The sequence below is a fragment of the Pseudomonas sp. DE0010 genome (assembly GCF_007680745.1).
Lineage (GTDB): Bacteria > Pseudomonadota > Gammaproteobacteria > Pseudomonadales > Pseudomonadaceae > Aquipseudomonas > Aquipseudomonas parafulva_B.
Genome location: NZ_VEJQ01000013.1, coordinates 101,766 through 117,473 on the forward strand (window position 1 = coordinate 101,766; position 15,708 = coordinate 117,473).

The 15,708-nt window shown below is 61.0% G+C and carries 17 protein-coding genes; 7 read left to right on the top strand and 10 right to left on the bottom strand.

Annotated elements, in window-relative coordinates:
- The first annotated feature begins 15 nt into the window (after window positions 1-15).
- The 4 genes from FS767_RS12195 to FS767_RS12210 all read left to right on the top strand — a co-directional run bounded on the left by FS767_RS12195 (window position 16) and on the right by FS767_RS12210 (window position 4,004).
- Complete coding sequence (locus tag FS767_RS12195; RefSeq protein ID WP_144965828.1) at window positions 16-1,362, top strand: iron-containing redox enzyme family protein; 1,347 nt, start codon at window positions 16-18, stop codon at window positions 1,360-1,362.
- Window positions 1,362-2,315 (top strand): class I SAM-dependent methyltransferase, encoded by a 954-nt coding sequence (locus tag FS767_RS12200; protein ID WP_144965829.1) that lies wholly within the window; start codon window positions 1,362-1,364, stop codon window positions 2,313-2,315. The genes FS767_RS12195 and FS767_RS12200 overlap by 1 nt, the downstream gene beginning before the upstream one ends.
- 137 nt (window positions 2,316-2,452) lie before the next feature.
- Window positions 2,453-3,040: a nucleosidase gene (locus tag FS767_RS12205; RefSeq protein ID WP_144965831.1), complete on the top strand. Its 588-nt coding sequence runs from the start codon at window positions 2,453-2,455 to the stop codon at window positions 3,038-3,040.
- Window positions 3,041-3,143: 103 nt separating this feature from the next.
- Window positions 3,144-4,004, top strand: coding sequence for a Ku protein (locus tag FS767_RS12210; protein WP_144965834.1), 861 nt, complete (start codon window positions 3,144-3,146; stop codon window positions 4,002-4,004).
- Window positions 4,005-4,019: 15 nt separating this feature from the next.
- Here FS767_RS12210 and FS767_RS12215 read toward each other — a convergent pair whose 3' ends face one another.
- From FS767_RS12215 to ligD, 5 genes are read right to left on the bottom strand one after another with little or no spacing between them, the layout of a single operon-like run.
- Window positions 4,020-4,685 carry a glycosyltransferase family 2 protein gene (locus FS767_RS12215; RefSeq protein WP_144965836.1) on the bottom strand — a complete coding sequence of 222 codons (666 nt, stop codon included), beginning with the start codon at window positions 4,683-4,685 and terminating at the stop codon, window positions 4,020-4,022.
- Window positions 4,682-5,281 carry a bifunctional 2-polyprenyl-6-hydroxyphenol methylase/3-demethylubiquinol 3-O-methyltransferase UbiG gene (locus FS767_RS12220; RefSeq protein ID WP_144965838.1) on the bottom strand — a complete coding sequence of 200 codons (600 nt, stop codon included), beginning with the start codon at window positions 5,279-5,281 and terminating at the stop codon, window positions 4,682-4,684. Before FS767_RS12220 ends, FS767_RS12215 begins: the two co-directional genes overlap by 4 nt.
- 11 nt (window positions 5,282-5,292) lie before the next feature.
- Window positions 5,293-6,048, bottom strand: a complete 756-nt coding sequence (locus tag FS767_RS12225) for a PIG-L deacetylase family protein (protein WP_144965840.1) — start codon at window positions 6,046-6,048, stop codon at window positions 5,293-5,295.
- Complete coding sequence (locus FS767_RS12230; protein ID WP_144965842.1) at window positions 6,045-7,088, bottom strand: acyl-CoA dehydrogenase family protein; 1,044 nt, start codon at window positions 7,086-7,088, stop codon at window positions 6,045-6,047. The genes FS767_RS12225 and FS767_RS12230 overlap by 4 nt, the downstream gene beginning before the upstream one ends.
- 34 nt (window positions 7,089-7,122) lie before the next feature.
- On the bottom strand, window positions 7,123-9,624 hold the full coding sequence (gene ligD, locus FS767_RS12235; protein WP_144965844.1) for a DNA ligase D: 2,502 nt from the start codon (window positions 9,622-9,624) through the stop codon (window positions 7,123-7,125).
- 149 nt (window positions 9,625-9,773) lie between these two features.
- Between ligD and FS767_RS12240 the strand changes: the two genes are divergently transcribed.
- Window positions 9,774-10,232, top strand: coding sequence for a phosphotransferase system, HPr-related protein (locus tag FS767_RS12240; protein WP_144965846.1), 459 nt, complete (start codon window positions 9,774-9,776; stop codon window positions 10,230-10,232).
- A gap of 2 nt (window positions 10,233-10,234) precedes the next feature.
- A complete protein-coding gene (locus tag FS767_RS12245) occupies window positions 10,235-10,459 on the top strand; it encodes a metallothionein (RefSeq protein WP_027915593.1) in 225 nt (74 codons plus the stop codon).
- A gap of 159 nt (window positions 10,460-10,618) precedes the next feature.
- On the opposite strand, the gene FS767_RS12250 is transcribed toward FS767_RS12245, so the two are convergent.
- From FS767_RS12250 to FS767_RS12265, 4 genes are read right to left on the bottom strand one after another with little or no spacing between them, the layout of a single operon-like run.
- Window positions 10,619-11,572 (bottom strand): lysylphosphatidylglycerol synthase domain-containing protein, encoded by a 954-nt coding sequence (locus FS767_RS12250; RefSeq protein WP_144965849.1) that lies wholly within the window; start codon window positions 11,570-11,572, stop codon window positions 10,619-10,621.
- The gene (gene clsB, locus FS767_RS12255; protein ID WP_144965851.1) at window positions 11,572-12,774 is read right to left on the bottom strand and encodes a cardiolipin synthase ClsB; all 1,203 of its coding nucleotides are present in this window, start codon (window positions 12,772-12,774) and stop codon (window positions 11,572-11,574) included. Before clsB ends, FS767_RS12250 begins: the two co-directional genes overlap by 1 nt.
- Entirely contained in the window at window positions 12,771-13,556 is a 786-nt protein-coding gene (locus FS767_RS12260; protein ID WP_058604593.1) for an endonuclease/exonuclease/phosphatase family protein, read from the bottom strand. The genes clsB and FS767_RS12260 overlap by 4 nt, the downstream gene beginning before the upstream one ends.
- Window positions 13,553-14,470, bottom strand: coding sequence for a DUF72 domain-containing protein (locus tag FS767_RS12265; protein WP_144965853.1), 918 nt, complete (start codon window positions 14,468-14,470; stop codon window positions 13,553-13,555). The genes FS767_RS12260 and FS767_RS12265 overlap by 4 nt, the downstream gene beginning before the upstream one ends.
- A 186-nt stretch (window positions 14,471-14,656) precedes the next feature.
- Between FS767_RS12265 and FS767_RS12270 the strand changes: the two genes are divergently transcribed.
- Window positions 14,657-15,208 (top strand): ATP-dependent Clp protease proteolytic subunit, encoded by a 552-nt coding sequence (locus FS767_RS12270; RefSeq protein WP_144965855.1) that lies wholly within the window; start codon window positions 14,657-14,659, stop codon window positions 15,206-15,208.
- A 44-nt stretch (window positions 15,209-15,252) separates the two neighbouring features.
- On the opposite strand, the gene FS767_RS12275 is transcribed toward FS767_RS12270, so the two are convergent.
- Window positions 15,253-15,651 carry an NUDIX hydrolase gene (locus tag FS767_RS12275; RefSeq protein ID WP_058639282.1) on the bottom strand — a complete coding sequence of 133 codons (399 nt, stop codon included), beginning with the start codon at window positions 15,649-15,651 and terminating at the stop codon, window positions 15,253-15,255.
- Between the last annotated feature and the right edge of the window lie 57 nt (window positions 15,652-15,708).

A 15,708-nucleotide genomic window follows, 5' to 3' on the forward strand; every position in this document is an offset into this window, starting at 1 on the left:
CACGAGGAATACGCCATGACGGTCATGACCCGCCAGACCGCCGCGATGGTCCAAGCCCCATCTATCGCTCCCAGCCTGAAAGATCGCTATCACGCCCTGCTCGAGGGCCAGGACACCAGTAGCCGGGCCTGGCTCGATAGCCAGTTGGCGCAGGCTCGGAGCATGCCTGATGACCTGCCGGATGACCCAACGCAACTCGACGCCTGGAGCTTGCAGCACGCTGCCGGTGTGGCCGAGGGATACAAGGCGTACCTGGAGCAGCGCAAGCAGGGCGCCCCACGGCGCTATTTCGCCAACCGCGCCCAGGCGTTGTGGTTCCTGCAGCAAGTCGAGCCCACCAAGGTTGTAGACGGCGCCTGGCTGTTCAGTGCCCTGCGTCAATGGCGAGATCCACGCTACCACGGCCTGATCCGTACCTACCTCGAGGAGCTGGGCAGCGGTGACCCTCGCTGCAATCACGTGCTGATCTACCAGCGCCTGATGAGCCGGCTCGGCTGCCTGGATCGCCCGGACCTGGACGATTCCCGTTACCTGCAGGCGTCCTTGCAATTGGCCCTTGGCGAGTATGGCCAGGACTATTTACCTGAAGTGATCGGCTACAACCTTGGCTACGAACAACCGCCTTTGCACTTGTTGATCACAACTTACGAATTGGCTGAGCTGGGCATCGACGGATTTTACTTCCAGTTGCACGTCACCATCGACAATGCAGCCAGCGGTCATGCCCATCTGTCGCTCCAGGCCCTGCGCCAGTTGTGCCCGGCTGATGACGTGGCAGGCTTTTATGAGCGGGTCCGTCGGGGCTACCGCCTTAATGATCTAGGGACCAGCACCCCTGCGCTCATCGCAAGTTTCGACTTGGAAGCTGAGCTGCTCCAGGCCCTGGAGCACAAGCGCAATTTTGGGCAGTTCATGCACTCGGACCACTGCCGTCTGCAAAAACGCACCATCAACCAATGGCTGACCGAGCCAGGCGCCATGCCGGCCTTTCTTGACGCCATGCAGGCCCAGGGTTGGATTCGCCGCGGCGAAGCCCCTGAGCAGAGCCGCTGGTGGACGCTGATCGAGGGGCCGACCGCGCCCATGTATGGCGTATTTACCGCCTACGAGAAGCAGCTGTGGCACGATTGGATCGCCGCGGGTTCACAATCGCGCATTCGCCGTGTGTTACCCGGCAGCTGGGAGGCGGCCCTGCAATTGCAGGACCAGATGCCGGGTACCCAGCGGCAGCGCCCTGCGCACCACGATATTGATACGTTGATCTGTGCCATGTCCGGCAACAAACATGCGACGCCCGAAGGACTCGCCGCGACCCAGGCTTACATACAGGCCACTGGCCTGCTCCAGGAAGGATCTCACTGATGCCCCTCGATTCACCTCAGACAGCCGCTGACCAGGCCCTGCTGCAGCTAGGAAAGCGCCTTCGCGCTGATGGTTACCACTTTACCTGCGTGACACCGGCGACCCATGCATTGGTTAATGCGCGACCAGGCGCTGAGAAGGCTTGCACCGTCCGGGATGTATTCGGTTGGAGCCGGCCATTTGCCGGCTCGATGCTTTCGGCCGATGAGCTGGACTTGATGAAGACCGCTGGCGTGGTGAAGTCTCATCGAGACTTATTGGCCAGCACCGTCCGTTGGTCGAGCCTCGACGGGCTGCTACTGGTGCACTCGGCCTACCCTACGCAGGCCAGCGATGCGGTGTTCTTCGGCCCCGACAGTTACCGGTTCGCTCATGTCATCCAGGATCACCTGCAATCGACGCCCAAGCGCATAGAGCGTGCAGTGGACATTGGCTGTGGCACAGGGGTGGGCGCACTGGTGATTGCCCGTGCTGCGCAGCACGCGCAGGTGACCGCCGTGGATATCAACCCCAAGGCGCTGCGTTTTACTGCGGTCAATACGGCACTTGCCGACATCGGTAATGTGTCTGTACAGCAAAGCGATATTCTGCAGGACGTGACAGGTGAGTTCGACCTGATCGTGGCCAATCCGCCCTACATGCTTGATGATGGGGAACGCACGTATCGCCATGGTGGTGGATCGCTTGGGGCGGAGCTTTCGCGACGTATCATCGAACAAAGTCTCGAGCGACTGAGTGTGGGGGGATCATTATTGCTGTATACCGGCGTTGCTATCGTCGAAGGCGAAGACGCTTTGCTCGAAGGCGTTCGCGAGCAGCTGGCCGGCCCTGAATTTTCCTGGGTCTATCGAGAGATCGACCCTGACGTGTTCGGCGAGCAACTGTTGGAGCCCGGCTATGAGCGAGTGGAACGTATTGCTGCGGTAGCGCTGACGGTTACGCGCAATCGTTGAGACTGGGGTGTTACCGACGCCCCTGGACCATCGTGGTGCTGCTGGATCAGATCTGCCTGTAGAGACGCATCCTTGACCTAACCACCGGTTCAATGAGAATAGCGGGATCGACATCCGTTTCTCCAAGGACCGTAGCCATGATGCTGACCCCGCTGTTCCCCCGTGTCGCCCTGGAAGACACGCTGTTCGTCTTTGCCCTGGAGGCAGAGGCGGGCGGTCTGTTCGGGCATCTGAATACGGTTTTCACCGGTATTGGCAAGGTGAACGCGGCCATCGCGCTCACCCGCGCTGTCAATACACGCAGGCCCAGGCTCATCGTCAATCTCGGCTCGGCAGGCAGCCGGCTGCATGGCAAAGGCAGCCTGGTGTGCTGCACACGGTTCGTCCAGCGCGACATGGACGTCACCCCTCTCGGGTTTGCGCGCTATGAAACGCCGCTTTCCGACATCCCTGTCGTACTTGAACATGGGCTGGCCATTGCGGGGCTGCCTATCGAAACCTGTGGCACTGGCGATAATTTCGAGATCAGCCACGGTGATGCGCCCTATGACGTGGTCGACATGGAGGCCTATGCGCTGGCGCTTGTCGCACGGTCCGAGGACATCCCGTTCGTGTGCCTGAAATACATCTCGGACGATGCCGGGAGCGATGCAGCCACCGACTGGTCCGTGCAGGTGCACTTGGCGGCAGAAGCCTTCAAGCGGGTGCTCTTCAATCCTGCCTGAATATCTGCCTATGGCTGTGGGAGCCACCGGGCACTGCGGTTAAACCTTTGTCGCTGTGGCGCAGTCATTTGAGGTATCAGCAGATCACTCAGGGAGCATGTCAATGGCCAGGGCAATCTGGAAAGGCGCCATCAGTTTCGGTTTGGTACACATCCCCGTGGCGCTCAACTCCGCCGTCAGCAGTGAACGCGTTGATTTTGACTGGCTGGACAAGCGCAGCATGGATCCAGTGGGCTACAAGCGCATCAACAAGATCACCGGCAAGGACATCGAAAAGGAAAACATCGTCAAGGGCGTGGAGTTCGAGAAGGGCCGCTATGTGGTGATCAGTGAACAGGAGATCCGCAAGGCCCGTCCGGAGGCCACCCAGACCATCGACATCTTTTCATTCGTGGACGCAGGGGAAATTCCCCTTCAACACTTCGACACCCCTTATTACCTGAGCCCTGACCGGCGCGGCGGCAAGGTCTATGCGCTGTTGCGCGAAACGCTGGCCACCACCGGCAAAGTGGCTTTGGCGACAGTCGTGCTGCACACACGCCAGCACCTTGCGCTTATCCGACCCCTGGACGAAGCCCTGGTAATGATCACGTTGCGCTGGCCCGATGAAGTACGTGGGCTCGATACCCTTGAACTGGACACGACTGTGACCAAGGCCAAGGTGGACAAACGGGAACTGGACATGGCCAAGCGTCTGGTTGAAGACATGGCCGGCACCTGGTCACCGGACGAGTATCACGACGCGTTTCGGGACACGATCATGGAGCTGGTGGCTGAAAAAGCCAGCAAAGGCAAGATCGAGACGGTGGAGAAGGGCGAGGACAGCAGCGGCGAGAAGAGTGCAGATATCATCGACCTCACCGAGCTGCTCAAGCGCAGCCTCGGCGGCAAAAGCACGGCGCCTCCCAAGAAGAAACCGACTACGGCCAAGAAGCCCGCCAAACGCACGCGCAAGGCTTCCTGAGTACACTCACACCTGCTAGGCCTGCAGGTGCTCCTGCAGGCCGGCCAGGTAATCGCCAAACCCTTCGCGTGCTCGACACTCGCGCCGGCTGCTGGTCGCCACACTGTGCCCGGCAGACCAACTGATCTGCACCCCCAGTGCTTCCAGGTCTCGCACCAGGCGAACATCCTCATGGGCCGCCAGAGGCTGGAAGCCGTCGACGCGCTGATACGCCTGGGCGCTCACACCGAGATTGGCTCCATGAATATGACGATGACCGTCACGTGCCTCGTAGCGGCTCAGGTAGAGCTTGCGCAACGCAGCGGTCTGCCAGGGCTGCCAGTGGCTCACATGGACCGTACCGCAGACGACTTCAGCGCCGCATTCGAGCTGTGACGTCAGCCAGTGGGCAGGGACCTGGCTGTCGGCGTCTGTGCAGGCGAGCCATGTGGCGCCGCGCGCGAGCATCCATTCTGCGCCCGCGCGCCGAGCCATGCCGACATTACCGGCATCGATGGCGAAGGTGTGTGCACCATGGCGCCGGGCGACGGCGGCGGTGCCGTCGGTACAGCGATCGAGCACCACCAGAATATCGACCTCATGACCGGCTACCGCAGCGTGTTGGGCCGCAGCCGAGGCAGCCTTCAGGCATCGACCCAGACGCCGGGCTTCGTTGTGGGCCGGAATGACGATGCCGATCATATGCACGTCTCGTCCAGGTCTACCACGCTGGGCTGATTCGACCAGTAGGCCATGATGAAGTCGGCTTCGTCGTGGCAGAACACCGGGTACAGCGGCAGGTGTTTGGACAGCATTCGGTGTACCTCGCGCCCGTCCTGGGGGCACCCGGCAATCGGGTGCTTCCAGTGACACGCCAGCAGGCCGCCGTCGTAGGACAAGCTGGCGACAGACTGTTCGATTACCTGCAACCAGTCGGTGGGATCAAGGTAGTAGCCCACTTCGCTGAGCACGATCAGATCGAAACGTCCGCCTGGCCAGTCGGCAGGCAGGCGGGCGCGTTCGACCTGTGCGTGGCGGACATCGGCCAGGCGATCAGTGGCCAAGCCCACGGCCTTCGGGTCGAGGTCCTGGCACACCAGCTCGGCACAGCGTTCGGCCAGCAGCACACTGAGTTCGCCATTGGCGCAGGCGGGCTCGAACACCCGTTCGTAACACTGCCGCGGGAGGCTTGCCATGACCAGGTCGCGCTTGCGTTTTTCATACCAGCGGGTACGAAAGGCCCAAGGGTCTTCGTTGGCGGCATACAGGTCGGCAAAATACTGGGCATCGATACTCATGGCGAATCCTTTTACAAGAAGACCAGTTCGAAGGGCTGTAGCACGCAGTCCAGCAGGTTGGGGCGTAGCACCGGCGGTGCGCAACCGTCAGGCTCGAACTGGCTGACGTGTGCAGCAATGGCTTTGCGCTTGCGTGCCACCTGGCCCTCATTGAGTTGCAAGCGGTGCGCGCGCTCCCAAGGCAGACGTGGATCGTCAGGTTGGCCCCAGTGCCATGCCCACACGGGGACTTCCACCAGCTGGGCGCTACGCGCCAACGCTGCCTGTGCGCCGGCACGGCCTACGGCTTCGTGATCGCAGTGGCCGTCACCCCGCCAGGTCGTCATCAGCACATCCTCAGGGCGCAGTAGCTGAGTAAGATGGCCGACCAGAAAGGCCTCCTCTCTGGCCAGCTGACTGTCCTTGAGGTGCAGACGGCGCCAATCGATGCGCTTGGGGTCCAGCCCGAGTTGCTCGATGGCCTTGCGGCTTTCTTGCGGCCGGTCGCGACGCAGGCGATGCTCTGTCCAGCGGGGCGAGCCGGGATGGCTGCCTTCGCCGTCGGTCGCCGAGATCAGCACCAGGTCCTCTTCACGGCCGGCAAAATCGGCCAGCAGACCGCCGGCCATGAGAATCTCGTCATCCGGATGGGGTGCGATCAGCACCAGGCGCCGACCAGGCGGGCAAAGCTGGTGTGCATTGAGCCAAGTGGCCCGGGCCAGATGGGCCGAGTGCTGCCACGCTGACCAGGGCGTACCGTCATTGGACTGGATCAGGTCTTCACTCATAGCTGCCATGCTCCGGAAGAAAGCTGTGCGGTCTGTGCGCCGAGGGCTGCAAGGTCTCGTTCGGCGTGACTTTGGCGGATGAACACCGGCAGGTCTGCGCTCAAGCGCGCAAAGTGGGCATTACGGCAGAACGGGGTTGCACCCAATGCGCGGCCCACATGACGCATGACGTGTTCCACGGCGTGTTCGACCTGGGCGCGCACGCGTTGCACGATCAGGCTGGCATCGGCGCTTGGGTTGCGATCGATCCAGGCAGCACATTCACGCAATGCCGCCCGAGCGCCGCATAGGGCGGCATCTACAGCGCCCAGGTGCGCGTCTGCGTGGGGGTCTGGTTTGGGTTTGCGGCAGTGCTCGCGCAGGTATTCGGCCAGCGCCTCGGCCGCCCCATACCAGCAGGCGGCTATGCCTGCGCCGCCGTGCCAGAAGCCCGGCCTGGACAAATATTGGCCCGCCGCACCGACCAGTACACCAGGTGTGTCGTTGAATTCGACCTCGACACTGGCAGTGCTGGCCATGCCCACAGCCTGCCAGTGCTCGATATTGAGGCCCAAGGTTGGGTCGGCCAAGCGGATGGCAACCAGCTGTGGCTGACCGGACTCGTCCCAGGCAGTGATCAATGCCTGGTCGATTTGCAAGGCGCCCGAACACCACGCTTTCTTTCCGCCGAGGCGGACACGGCCCCCGTCTCGGGAGGTGATGACGGCACGAGCATCCGGGGGCTCTGCGGCCCACACGCCCCAGATCCCGTCAGACGAAAGATGGCCAGCACCACACTCGGCCAGGATCGCCAAAGCGTCCGTATGCCCTTCATAGAGCTTGGTCAATACCAGGTCACAGCCGGCGACCCGCGACAAGGTCTGCCAACGCTCAAGCGTATTGCCGTGGCCCGGCCTTGGCAGAATATCCAGGCAATGGGCCTGCAAAGCTTTCATCAGTTCAAGTAACTGGGTATCGACATTGAGCGGCTGCAGCCGCTCGTCATAGGTGCGCAACAAGCGGTCCAGCTGGGTGAGGTCATAGTTCTGAGGCATGCTCATGCGCGTAACTCCCTGTCGCGTTGGGCGTCGCCCATCACGTGAGCCCAAGTTGTTTGCGCATCCGCGCCGTGATGGATTGACGGGTCTTGCTCATATCGGCCCAAGGGTCTTGGGTATCGGCCAGTCGCTCACCTATTGTGGCGATGGTCCACTGATTGGCGCCCTTGAGCTGCGCCAGTTCTTCACGCCAGACCGGCACTGATACCGGCAAGCCCTCGCGAGCGCGCAGCGAGTAAGCACACACCGTGGTGGCACCTTTGCCATTGCGCAAGTAGTCGATGAAGATGCGGCCTACACGGTTCTTGGGGCCGGACACTGCGGTGAGCCGATCAGGGAACAGTTTTGCCAGGTAGGTGACGATGGCGTGGCTGAAATCCTTGACCTCGTCCCAACTCGCTTTTCTCGTTAGCGGGACAACCAGGTGGATACCTTTGCCCCCGCTGGTCTTGATGAACACCTTCAGACCCAGTTCGTCCAGCAGGGTCAGGGTTAGCTGTGTGGCCTCCAGCATTGCCTTCCACGGCAGGGCCGGGTCAGGGTCCAGGTCGAGCACGAAACGGTCTGGCCGGTCGAACTGCGTGTCGGTGGCGTTCCAGGTGTGCAGTTCAAGCATGTTCATCTGTACGGCGCCCAGCAAGGTGTCAGGGCGGTTGATGACCATGGCGGCCTGGCCGGCTTCCTCTTTGCCGTACGTACGCACGTTTGGGATGTGCAGCTGGCCCGCGTTTTTCTGGAAAAACAGTTCCCCGGCGAGGCCGTCTGGCGCACGCACGAGCGCAACCGGCCGATTCTTGAGGTGGGGCAAGATCCATTGGCTGACCTGGGCGTAGTATTCGACGACGTCACGCTTGGTCATGCCAGAGGAAGGGTCAATCACGCGATCAGGGTGGGTCAGGCGCAAGTCACCCAGCGTCTCGGTGCCCTTGTCCGCCTTGCGCTGATGGACGGTCTTGCTCGGCATGGCACGCTCCAGGTCGATATCGGTCGCCGGTTTGTCGTCGCGCAAACCGTGGAATACCGCGTGGCGTACTACGCCGTCACGGGTCATCTGGGCAAAGGCGATCTCGGCCAGCAACTTGGGCTCGAGCCAATGTATCCCTCGGGCTTCGGCGCCGGTTGGGGGGTTGGCTACAGTGGGTTGGGCAGTTTGTAGGGGTTCGAGTTGTGCGTGCAATGTGTCAAGGGTGGTGGCACTGAACCCGGTGCCCACCTTGCCGGCGTAACGCAGCATGCCTGCATCGTCGTGCAGGGCCAATAGCAAGGCGCCGAACCCACTGCGGCTGCCCTTGGGGTCGGTGTAGCCGACCACTACAAACTCCTGCCGCCGCTTGCACTTGAGCTTGATCCAGTCGGCACTGCGCGTGCCGGAATAGCTGCTGTCGGCCCGCTTGCCGATCAAGCCTTCAAGGCCCAGCTTACAAGCGCTCTCGAGCAACGCTTCAACCGGCTCGTCGAAGTCCGCAGAGTACTTGAGGTTGTCAGCAGTGTTGTGCTCAAGCAAGCGCTCCAACGCGTCGCGTCGCTGCTGCAAGGGTAGGGCGCGTAGATCTTGACCGCCCAGAAACGGCAGGTCGAAGACGTAATAGGTGATTTGTTCGTCATGCGCGGTATCGAATGCGTTCTGTAAGGCCTGGAAGTCGGCAACCCCTTGGTCGTCATTGACGACCATCTCCCCATCGAGCCACGCAGAGTCCACACCCAACGCGCGTAGCGCAGCGATTTGGCCCGGCATCTTGGCGCTCCAGTCATGGCCATTGCGGGTGTAGAGCCGCACATCATCGCCCTCGATGCGCGCGAGGATGCGATAACCGTCGTACTTCACCTCATACCGCCAGTCCCCCGACGGGGGTGAGTCGACCAACGTGGCCAACTGCGGCTGCACATGTTCTGGCAACTTAGCGGGCTTGGACTTGGCGGCTTGCTTGGTCGGGGCAGGCTTGCCTTTGCCGGGTTTGGCCGTTTTGGCGGATTGCTTGGCAACCAGAGTGCGGTCGCTGATCACGCTGTCGGGCTGGTCTTCGACAATGCTGTACTGCGCCTCGCTGCGGGCCTGGCTGTCATTCGACTTGACCAGCATCCACTGCTCTTTCTTGCCAGCCAGCCGTGTGCGGAACAGGTTCCACATGCCCGCAAGCTTCTCGCCTTGCAGGCGAAAACGCAGTTTGCCTTTTTTGTAACCCTCATGCGGGTCACCATCGGGTTCCCAGACTCCACGGTCCCAGACGATGACATCGCCCCCACCGTAGTGACCTTCCGGAATGTGGCCTTCGAAGGTGGCGTAATCGAGCGGATGGTCTTCGACATGCACGGCCAGGCGTTTGACTTTCGGATCCAGGGAAGGACCCTTTGGAATCGCCCAACTTTTGAGCGTGCCGTCCAGCTCCAGCCGGAAATCATAGTGCAAATGGCTGGCGTCATGTTTCTGGATGCAGAACTGTAACGCGTGAGCCGCTTTGCTGCGGCCGGATTTGCCGCTTGGCTCGGGCGTGGCGTTGAAATCGCGCTTGCGCGCGTATTCCTCGAGTGGCTTGGCCATGGGGGGGCTCCGGAACCTGCGCTGTCTTGATCTTGGGAGACGGGGAACGGCACCGGAGTTCAAAAAACCGCCACTGGCCGCGTAAAACTCTGAATCTTCCTGGGTACAAAGCAGTCGACTTTGGGTAAGCCAACTGATGGAGAGGCGTAATGTCCAGACCCGATGAACCCAAAGCCTATACCCCGACCGAGATCGATGACATCGAGGATCGTATGGGCAGTGTGCATGAGCTGAACTTCAGTGATCGCCTTGATGACCGTCAGGGGCGGGTAGGTGATGAGCGACCAGAGCGTGAAGTGGAACAGGAATTCCCGGAAGAGCGCGTGCGCCAGAGCGGCTTGACTGGCGGCGAGACGCTGACCGACAGCCTGCATGAGGACGGTGTCACCGATGATGATCTGAGCCCGGACACGCTACTGGACGAAACCGGCGCTCGAGATCCCCATGAGCCTGGGTACGGCGGCCCTGCCGATCAGGCGCTGACTGAAGTAGACGCGATCGAGATCGGCGGCGGTCGTGGCCTCGACGAAGCAGAACTGGCCCGCACCAACCCGCTTGACGGGAAACCGTGGACTGACGATGCAATCGAAGAAGACGAAAGGAGCTGATGATGAGCGAATTACGCTGCGCTTGTACCGAGTGTTCCTGCACGGTGAGCACCTTGCCGCAGAACGGCAAGGCCTACTGCTGCGAAGCGTGTGCAACCGGGCATCGTAACGGCGAGCCATGCCGCATGCCTGACTGCACCTGTGGCAAGGTTGAGCAGAAAAAGGAAACCAGTGTGGACAATGCGCTGGATGAGACTTTCCCAGCGAGCGATCCTATTTCGCCGTAAGGGGTATTGAGCCGGGTCTGCCTGGGCAGACCCGGCCTGTTCAACCTGTCTCGAACCGTTTCAGAAAGTTAGCGAATTCTATAGAAGCGGCCTTGCAAGGGGGCTGTGCTGAGCTTGGAGCCGCACTAGCCGTGCGACTTACCCAACAAGCTCACCCCTTCACGTTGGTGCTGCCGTATCTTGCCGGCGCATGCTCTTAGCGCGCTTTTCCAGCACCAAGTAGGTGATGACCGCCATCACCAGCGGTATCAGGTAGTACAAGGTCCGATAGGCCAGTAAGGCTGCAATCAGGCTGCCTTGTGGAATCTGCCCTTGTAGCAGGCCCAGGAACACTGTTTCCAGCACACCAAGCCCTGCCGGAATGTGGGCCACCACCCCAGCCACGCAACTGATCAGCAGAACCCCCAGGATGGAGGGATAGAACGCCTGCTCTGGCAACAGCCAGAAGATCAGCAGCGCCATCATTGCCCAGTTGCTGGCGCCCAAGGCCACCTGGCACAGCGCAAGCCGCAGCGAAGGCAAAGTCAGTTCATGCTCGCGCCAGCGCCAGGTACGTTTTTTGGCAAAACCACAGGCCAGCAGGTAGCCGATCGAAATGGCCAACAGCGCGAAGCCAATGAGCTGCAGCCCAGTGTTGCCGACCGCCCAGTTTGCCGGCAACTCGACCAGGCGCATGGCAAACACGCTGCCTGCCAGCAGCATGTAGCCCATCCAATTGGTCAATAGCCCCAAGGTGAGAATGCGTGTGATGGTTGGGGTGTCTAACCCAAGCCTGCCGTATAACCGATAGCGCAACGCAACCCCGCCTACCCAGGTGGTGAAGTTGAGGTTGAAGGCGTAACACACGAAGGCAATGGGCAGCACTTGCCGTACTGGCAATTTGTGACCGGTATAGGCACGGGCCAGAAGGTCATAGCTGGCGAAGATCAAGAAGCTCATCAGTGCCATGACCAACCCGACGGCCAATGTGCCGGGTTTGTAGGCCAACAGCGATTCACGCACCTCGTTCCAATCCAGGTTGCGCGCCAACGTGAACAGCAACGCCGGGATCAGGATAAGGAACAGGACGGTGAACAGACGCTTGGCCCACACTTGCCAACGCTTTCGTTCCATCAGGTGTTGCCCTCATGCAGGTTGCCTTGGGTTTCTACCGCTTGCCCAGGCGTTTTCAGGCGCTTGCGATGCGCAGGTAGCCAACCGGCAATGCGCGGGAAGTGACGTATGACGTGGAAGCTCAAGAAGATCAGTGGCGCCCGCCACCAGTAGCCGCGAACCATTCGCTCCAGGGTGACCGTCTTGCACTGTTCGCTGGCCAGCGACTGCAGGTGGTCATGGAGCTGCTGATTGAAGGCACGGCTGCGGATGAACAGGTTGGCTTCAAGGTTGAACGACAGGCTCAGCGGGTCGAGGTTGCTCGAACCGACCGTGGACCATTCGTCATCCACCAGTGCGACCTTCCCGTGCAGGGGGCGCCGGCAATACTCATGGATCCGCACCCCGTCGCGAAGCAGGTAGTTGTAGAGCAGGCGAGCCAGGGTGCGCACCCACCACATATCAGGCTCACCCTGCATGATGAGTGTCACTTCAACCCCGCGACGCGCGGCATTACGCAACTCGCGCAACAGGCGATAGCCTGGGAAAAAATAGGCATTGGCTACCACGATGCGTTTGCGCGCGCCACGCAGCGCTTCGAGATAATAGGCTTCGATAGCCGTGCTGCGCTGGCCGTTGTCCCGCTCTACCATCACGGCGGTGATGTCGCCAGTGGGGTCGGTGACAGGGCGCACCTCGCTTGGGGGCTCGAGCACCGGCGACATCAATCGACGGCTGACGGCATGCACCTGCGCGACCACTGGCCCGGTTACCTCCACGGCGTAGTCCTGCTTGGCCATGGGGCCATAGTCGCCGAGATGGTCGGCGCTGTAGTTGATGCCGCCAATGAACGCACGCTCCCCGTCGATCACGACGATCTTGCGATGCAGCCGGCGGAACAGGTTGGTGCGCAGGCCCGCCAGACGAGGCTGGGGGTCGAACAGGTGAAACCTTACTCCCGCCTCGGTCATCGCCGCGATGAACTCGGCCGACAGGTCAGCGGTGCCGTACCCGTCGGCAACCACTTCCACACGGACCCCGCGTTGCGCTGCCTCGATCAGCGCACGCTGCAACTGATGGCCTACCTTGTCTTCGTAGATGATGAATGTCTCGAGCAGGATTTCATTGCGCGCCTGGCCCATGGCCTCGAAGACCCGCGGGTAGAACGCCTCACCATTGATCAACAGCTCGACGCTGTTGCCATCGACCCAAGGTCTTTTCACACGTTGATCTCCGCTGCCAGGGGGGCGTGGTCGGATAGGTGCGACCACGGATAGTTGGATAAAACCTTTGCAGCATGGGGCATGGCATTGCGCACGTAGATCCGGTCAAGCCGAAGCAGCGGCAGGCGTGCCGGAAAACTGCGGGCTGGCGAGCCGAAACGCTCCCCGAATGCCTCTATCAAGCGCTGCGACAGCACGGCATCTGCTTTCAGACGCCAGTCGTTAAAGTCGCCGGCGATGATCACCGGCGCCTTGGCGGGCAGGCGGTCGAGCAACTCGAACAGCAAACTCACCTGCTTCTGCCGGTGTGCCTCCCGTAGCCCCAAGTGCACGCAGATCGCATGCACTTCGTCGTGGCCGGGTACTTCCAGTTGACAGTGCAGCAGGCCTCGCTGTTCATTTCCCTCCACCGAGACGTCGAGGTTTTCCGAACGCACGATCGGAAATTTGGAGAGCAAGGCGTTGCCGTGATCGCCATGGGGATAGACGGCGTTGCGCCCATAGGCAAATTGCGGCCACATGCTGTCTGCCAGGAATTCGTACTGGGGCGCCTGCGGCCAGGCAGGGTGGCTGATCGCATGCTGTTGGTGGCTGCCATGCACTTCCTGGAGAAACACCAGGTCGGCGCCCGTGGCACGTACCGCATCGCGCAGCTCCGGCAGGATGAAGCGGCGGTTGAAGAAGGTGAAGCCTTTGTGCACGTTGAGCGTCAGCACGTTCAGGCGGTGCACGGCAGTGACTTTGTCTATGATGCAGCTTGGCGCGGGGAGAGTAGGGTTCACAGTTCCACCTCCGGCTCGGCGCCCGGCTCTGTCATAAGCTCGTGGTCCAAGTGCATCTTTTCCAGCAATCGGCGCGCGTCGTAAGGGGCATGGACTTTCTGGTCGTTATCGAAATAGCAGTACACGTCCCGGGTTGAGCGCCGGGGGGGAGGGCCCTGTACGATCAGGTGTGCATCGTCAGCCTGACTCCCATCACGCCACTGTTCGATCCGTTTCTTCCAGCGGCGCAGTGCGCTGACTGTATAACCGCTGCTGTAAAGTTCGACGTCGCCATGCAGGCGCATGTACATGAAGTCTGCGGTGACGTCTTCCACGTAAGGCCACTTGCCCGCACTGTCGGCAACCACCAGGGCGACGTTGTGCTGGCGCAGCAGTTGCACGAACCGCTCGCACAGGAAACTTTCGTGACGGATTTCTACGGCATGGCGTAGCGGCGCATTGCCGCGTATCTGCGTGCCGCCGTTACCTTGCAGGCGTTGCTCGCAGCCACTGGCGCTGCGTCTGGCAGCGGCGCGGTCACTCGGCAGCGATTGCAGAAATGCACCGAATCGCTCAGCGTCGAAACGCATGTTGGCAGGGAACTGCCATAAGAATGGGCCGAGCTTGTTACCGAGAAGGAGCGGCCCGGAGGCGAAGAAATTGGCCAATGGCGTATCGATGTCCTTGAGTCTGCGGATGTGGGTGATGTATCGCGGTGCCTTGACCGCGAACACGAAGTCATCGGGTGTGGCGTCATACCAGGCTTGATAGCGTTCGGGCGTTTGCAGGCTGTAAAACGAGCCGTTGATCTCGATGGTATTGACTGCTCTCGACGCGAAGGCCAGCTCGTCGTCCTGGCGCAGCCCCTTGGGGTAGAAGTCCTTGCGCCAGGGACCGTATCGCCATCCTGAAATGCCAATGCGTACCTCGCTCACGCTGCCTCCTATCGCATCTCCATTCCATTCACCATTGCGACCAGTGCAGTGGCAGGAGGGTTCAGGCGCAGTTGATCAGTGGTGGCGAGCAGGGCTGGAATTGAACTTTGCGGGCAGGCTTGATGCCACTTTTAGACAGGCAGGGTGGTGACCAACGCTCTGTATCGACACTTCTTGGAGGTGCACATGGCCCGACACATCATCCATTTCACCGGCCCTATCAACTCGTCTACCTGCGGCAATCTGATCAACACCTGCACCAAGGCGGTGAACCAGGGGGCCGAGGTGGTGCAGTTGAATGTCGCCACCATGGGCGGCGAGTGCAGCTACGGGTTTACCCTGTACAACTACCTGCGGACCTTGCCGGTCAGTGTGCATACCCACAACCTGGGCACGGTCGAGTCCATGGGCAACATCCTGTTCCTGGCCGGCGAGCACCGCACTGCGTGCGCTCACAGCAAGTTCCTCTTCCACCCCTTTCACTGGACGCTGCACGGCTCCATCGACCACTCACGCATGGCCGAATATGCCATGAGCCTGGATTATGACTTGCGCCTGTACGCGCAGATTGTGGCGCAGCGCACCGAGGGCGCAGCACATGCACTTGACGTGCCGCGCTACCTGATGGCGGCCCCGCGGATCCTTGGGCCACAAGAGGCCCTGGACAGCGGGATGATTCATGCAATCGACGACTTGCCGATAGAGGCGGGCGACTGCCAATGGAGCGTGCACGCTTAGAGCGGCACGCCTGCTTTTGAAATAGCAGCCAGTAAAAGTGGGCGTTAGCGCACAGACGCTGCGGTAGCTGCGTCGCACTCGAGCAAGGAGCGAATCAATTTCTTGATGTCTTGCTTGAGCGTGCTGACATGCTCGAAATGGGCGAACTGGTAGTCAGCGATCTCATGCAAGGCGCAGGGCTGCGGTGCTTCGTCGAACTCGGCCTCGAAGACATAATGCATGCGTTGTGGCGTTTCGTGGCGCATCAGCAGCGTGAAATTGTGGGCCTGCAGGCCTGTCTCTTCCAGCAGTTCGCGCTGGGCTGCCTCAAGCGGCGTCTCACCAGGTTCTACCTTGCCTCCTGGCAGCGTCCAAGGGGCATTTGGCTTGCGAACCCACAGCCATTTATGAGCGTGTTTGCCATGCCGACAGATGATGGTTGCGCGGGGCTTGGCGGATTTCATGGGTACTCCGGCGAATCACATTCCTATGAGGAGTTAGTCGCCGGGCACCGTGCAAAA

Coding starts and splice junctions, on each gene's coding strand:
- FS767_RS12250 (WP_144965849.1), bottom strand. CDS start 11,572: ATGGAACGAAAGCGTTGGCAAGTGTGGGCCAAGCGTCTGTTCACCGTC.
- FS767_RS12245 (WP_027915593.1), top strand. CDS start 10,235: ATGAGCGAATTACGCTGCGCTTGTACCGAGTGTTCCTGCACGGTGAGC.
- FS767_RS12270 (WP_144965855.1), top strand. CDS start 14,657: ATGGCCCGACACATCATCCATTTCACCGGCCCTATCAACTCGTCTACC.
- FS767_RS12275 (WP_058639282.1), bottom strand. CDS start 15,651: ATGAAATCCGCCAAGCCCCGCGCAACCATCATCTGTCGGCATGGCAAA.
- FS767_RS12195 (WP_144965828.1), top strand. CDS start 16: ATGACGGTCATGACCCGCCAGACCGCCGCGATGGTCCAAGCCCCATCT.
- FS767_RS12210 (WP_144965834.1), top strand. CDS start 3,144: ATGGCCAGGGCAATCTGGAAAGGCGCCATCAGTTTCGGTTTGGTACAC.
- FS767_RS12225 (WP_144965840.1), bottom strand. CDS start 6,048: ATGAGTGAAGACCTGATCCAGTCCAATGACGGTACGCCCTGGTCAGCG.
- FS767_RS12215 (WP_144965836.1), bottom strand. CDS start 4,685: ATGATCGGCATCGTCATTCCGGCCCACAACGAAGCCCGGCGTCTGGGT.
- FS767_RS12205 (WP_144965831.1), top strand. CDS start 2,453: ATGATGCTGACCCCGCTGTTCCCCCGTGTCGCCCTGGAAGACACGCTG.
- FS767_RS12240 (WP_144965846.1), top strand. CDS start 9,774: ATGTCCAGACCCGATGAACCCAAAGCCTATACCCCGACCGAGATCGAT.
- FS767_RS12220 (WP_144965838.1), bottom strand. CDS start 5,281: ATGAGTATCGATGCCCAGTATTTTGCCGACCTGTATGCCGCCAACGAA.
- FS767_RS12230 (WP_144965842.1), bottom strand. CDS start 7,088: ATGAGCATGCCTCAGAACTATGACCTCACCCAGCTGGACCGCTTGTTG.
- FS767_RS12200 (WP_144965829.1), top strand. CDS start 1,362: ATGCCCCTCGATTCACCTCAGACAGCCGCTGACCAGGCCCTGCTGCAG.
- ligD (WP_144965844.1), bottom strand. CDS start 9,624: ATGGCCAAGCCACTCGAGGAATACGCGCGCAAGCGCGATTTCAACGCC.